Genomic DNA, 3,903 nt, shown 5'->3' on the forward strand with positions numbered 1-3,903 from the left:
CGCCGGCCGACCTCGAGCGGCAGTTCGCGCTCGCGACTCGACTCGGCGATCTGTTGCGGCGCGATTCCCTCGACACCGCCCGAGCGCGGGCCCTGCGGTCGCGGCTCCGCCCCCCGGGGCGAAATGCCGACGCCGATTCGATCGCCGCCCGGGTCGCCCGCCTGGAAGGTGCGGCGCGGGAGTTCGGTCCCCCGCGCGCCGGCACCGAGCCCGCAACCCTCGCTCGGCTCGAAGAGCAGATCCTGCGTGCCTACACGCGGGTCGAAGAGACCGATGCCGCACCGACTCCGGCGCTCGAGCAGGCCTGCGCCAAGCTCGGGCGCGACCTCGACGAACTCGACTCTCGGCTCGGCTCGCTCGAATCGCAGGCGCGCGAGCTCACGCGATCGGCTCGATGAGTCCGGTCATCTCGCCCGATCCTCCGGGTGCTCGAGGCGCGGTGCTCTCTTCAAACGCCCTCCGCGTGCTCGAGCGGCGCTATCTGCTTCGGGATTCCAGAGGGAGGCTCGTCGAGGAGCCGGGGCAGCTGTTTCGCCGCGTGGCGCGCACCGTGGCGGCGGCTGAGGGCAGGCGGCGGGCGCCGCAGTGGGCCGAGCGATTCGAGACGGCGATGTCGTCGCTCGAATTCCTGCCCAATTCACCCTGCCTGATGAACGCCGGAACGCCGCTCGGGCAGCTCGCGGCCTGCTTCGTACTGCCCGTCGCCGACGATCTACGGGCCATTTTCGACGCGGTTCGAGACATGGCGCTGATCCACCAGAGCGGCGGTGGCGTGGGCTTCGATTTCACGCCGCTCCGTCCGCGCGGCGATCTGGTCCAGTCCACCCACGGCGTCGCCACGGGACCGGTCTCGTTCATGGGCGTCTTCGACGCGGCCGCGGAGGCGATCAAGCAGGGCGGCCGGCGGCGCGGCGCCATCATGGGCGTTCTCGACGCCCGCCACCCCGACATCCTCGAATTCGTCGAAGCCAAGCTCGACGGCACGCGGCTTCGCAACTTCAATGTCTCGGTTGCGATACCCGACATCGTCATGCGGGCGCTGGAGCGCGGGGCCGATGTTCACCTGATCCATCCGCGCAGCGGCTCGCGAATCCGGTCACTCGCCGCGCGCGAGCTGTTCAACAGCATCACCCACGCCGCCTGGACGATCGGCGATCCCGGGCTCTTGTTCCTCGGGGCCATCGCGCGCGGCAATCCCACTCCGGCGCTCGGCGCGATCACCACGACCAACCCGTGCGGCGAGCAGCCGCTGCTCCCGCACGAGACCTGCACGCTGGGCTCGATCGCGGTGCAGCGATTCGTGCGTGGGCGGGGATTCGACGAGGATCGGTTGCGCGAGACGATCCGCCTCGGAGTCCGATTCCTCGACGACGTGGTGACGGTGACGCGACATCCGCTCCCCGCCGTGGCCGAGGCCACGCTCCGCACCCGAAAGATCGGACTCGGTGTGATGGGGTTCGCCGACGCCCTGATGCAGATGGGCGTGCCCTACGACTCCCCGGCCGCGCTCGATCTGGCGGGCGACCTGGCGCGCTTCCTTTCCGCCGAGGCCCGGCGTGCGTCCGAAGATCTCGCGCGGGAACGCGGTCCCTATCCGGCCTTCCGCCGCAGCCGGGATGCGGCGCGCGGACGCCGGCCGCTGCGCAACGCGACCCGCACCACCGTGGCGCCCACCGGAACCATCGCGCTGGTGGCGGATTGCTCGGCCGGAATCGAGCCCGTGTTCGCGCTCGTCCACCGGCGACTCGCCTTCTCGGGCGAGGAAGTGCTGGACGAGGTGCACCCGATGCTCGCGCCCGCGCTCGAGCGGGCCGGGCTCGACCCGGCGACATGGATCGAGCGGATCGGCAAGGCCGGCTCGTTGCGCGCGCTCGGCGAGCCGGTGCCGTCGTCGCTGCGCCAATTGTTCGTCACCGCGCTGGAGGTTCCGCCTGCACAGCACGTGCGCGTCCAGGCGGCGTTCCAGAAACACATCGACAGCGGTGTGTCGAAGACCGTGAACCTGCCGCGCGAGGCGACGCCCGCTCAAGTGGCCGAGACCTACCAGCTCGCCTGGGAGCTCGGCTGCAAGGGAATCACGGTTTATCGGTACGGGAGCCGCGCGGGTCAGATCCTCTGCCTGCCGGAGGACGCGGAGCCCGGGTCGGCGCGAGAGTGCGCAGGCTAGCCGGGGGCTCGTGACAAGTCCTCCGGGCGCCTGACCGCTTGGCAGACCGCGCGATCGCCTGTGACGGGCCAAGGGCTTCGGTTGTGCGGCGAAGAATGTTGATCGCCTGCAGCGGACCGGAACTCGGGATGAACCGGCTCGTATCTTCAAGGACTTAGCGGCCCGATTCCCCCCATCAACAATCTGCGCCGCACAACCAGGGACCTCTCGGGCCCGCAGCGAGCCGGTATCGCCCGATGGCACGCGGAATGCGTTCCCTCTCGGCGGGAGGTGGATCATGAACCGCGGTCCTAGAGGCAGTCGCCCGCCGGGGTACGTCACGCATGCCGCGCCTCGTGGGGCACGCACCGACCGCAGCCCTGCTGTGGCCGATCGGGTGCGAGCGACCCGCGAGCCGATGGTCTGCGAGCGCTGTGGCGCCGTCTACAAGCACAAGACCTGGCGCGCCGGAACTCGCACCCAGCGCACGTCGCTGGTGGGGGTGGGCTGGACCTTGTGCCCGGCCTGCGCCCAGGTCGAGGATCAGGAGTATTTCGGCCGGCTGCGAATCACGAAGCCGCTCGGCCCGGCGCGCGAAGTGGAGGTTCGCCGGCGCGTCTGGAACGTGGAGAAACGGGCGCGCTACACGCAGCCCGAACGCCGAACGGTGCGCATCGATCGCGTGGACTCCGGTTACGAGATCCTCACGACTTCGCAGAAGCTCGCGCACCGGATCGCGCGCGAGCTCGAGAAGGCATTCGGAGGAAAGACGCGATTTGTCTGGACGGATCGAGAGGGCATGCTGGACGCGACCTGGGATCCTCCGGCCGAGCGGGTCGCACCTGCGGGCGAGCCCACCCGCCGTCCGCGGATCAAGCAGCGGACCCTGCAGAGATGAGGCGGCGGCGATGAAATCACGCCAGGGCTCGACGATCTCGCGTGCCGCCACCGGTGATTCGCGCGCCGCGAAATTCACGCTCCGCAGCTCCGCGTTTGCCGACGGAGCCGAGATCCCGGTGGTGTTCACCGCCGATGGGGCCGATCGCTCCCCTCCGCTGGCTTGGGAGTCGGCCCCGGAGGCCACGCGCGAGTTCGCACTGATCGTGAACGACCCCGACGCCCCGTCCGGCAATTGGATTCACTGGGTGTTGTACCGCGTGCCGGGCGAGCAGCGCGATCTCCCGCAGGGCGTTCCCGGCCACGAGGTCGTCGACGGCATCGGCACCCAGGGGCTGAACGACTTCGGAAGCGTCGGTTGGGGTGGCCCCAGCCCGCCCGGCGGGCGCAGCCATCGCTATCGCTTCCGCCTGCTCGCGCTCGATGCACCGCTCGCTCTCAGGCCGAGGCTGAGCGCCGCCGAGCTGCTCGAGGCGATTCGAGGGCATGTTCTGGCCGAGACGATTCTGACGGGAAATTATCAGCGCGTTTCCGGGCGGTGACTCCGGTCGCGAGCCGAGGGACATCATGGATCTCGAAATTCAGATTCAGCACCTGGACCTGGATCCCACGCTCCGGGATCTCATCGAGCGCCTGGCCGGACACCTGGCGGCCCGCCGACCGGAAGTCCTTCGACTGCACGTGACCGTGCGGCACGGCATGCATCATCGGCGCGGAAGCGAGGAAGTGGCGCTGGTCGCGAACGTCGAAGGCGAAACCCTGCGCGCCGACAAGCAGAAGGAACAGCTGCGAGCCGCGGTGCACGCGGCCTTCCGGGCCCTGACCATCGAGGTGGATCGCCATTGCCTCAAGCGCCGCCG

The 3,903-nt window shown here is 69.8% G+C and carries 5 protein-coding genes; all 5 read left to right on the forward strand.

What is annotated here, in order from left to right:
- Positions 1-398, forward strand: a 398-nt coding sequence (locus tag VMJ70_06425) for a hypothetical protein (protein HTO90751.1), incomplete at its 5' end; no start/stop codon positions are given.
- A 41-nt stretch (positions 399-439) separates the two neighbouring features.
- On the forward strand, positions 440-2,167 hold the full coding sequence (locus VMJ70_06430; GenBank protein ID HTO90752.1) for an adenosylcobalamin-dependent ribonucleoside-diphosphate reductase: 1,728 nt from the start codon (positions 440-442) through the stop codon (positions 2,165-2,167).
- Between the two features lie 277 nt (positions 2,168-2,444).
- Entirely contained in the window at positions 2,445-3,044 is a 600-nt protein-coding gene (locus tag VMJ70_06435; protein ID HTO90753.1) for an NMD3-related protein, read from the forward strand.
- 10 nt (positions 3,045-3,054) lie between these two features.
- Positions 3,055-3,585, forward strand: a complete 531-nt coding sequence (locus tag VMJ70_06440; GenBank protein ID HTO90754.1) for a YbhB/YbcL family Raf kinase inhibitor-like protein — start codon at positions 3,055-3,057, stop codon at positions 3,583-3,585.
- Between the two features lie 25 nt (positions 3,586-3,610).
- Positions 3,611-3,903: HPF/RaiA family ribosome-associated protein (locus VMJ70_06445; GenBank protein HTO90755.1), on the forward strand; the 293-nt coding region annotated here is incomplete at its 3' end.

The organism is Candidatus Sulfotelmatobacter sp., assembly GCA_035498555.1.
Lineage (GTDB): Bacteria > Eisenbacteria > RBG-16-71-46 > RBG-16-71-46 > RBG-16-71-46 > DATKAB01.

What these genes read in the sequence shown, in the direction of transcription:
- VMJ70_06435 (HTO90753.1), top strand. Translation starts at nt 2,445, where the DNA reads ATGAACCGCGGTCCTAGAGGCAGTCGCCCGCCGGGGTACGTCACGCAT.
- VMJ70_06440 (HTO90754.1), top strand. Translation starts at nt 3,055, where the DNA reads ATGAAATCACGCCAGGGCTCGACGATCTCGCGTGCCGCCACCGGTGAT.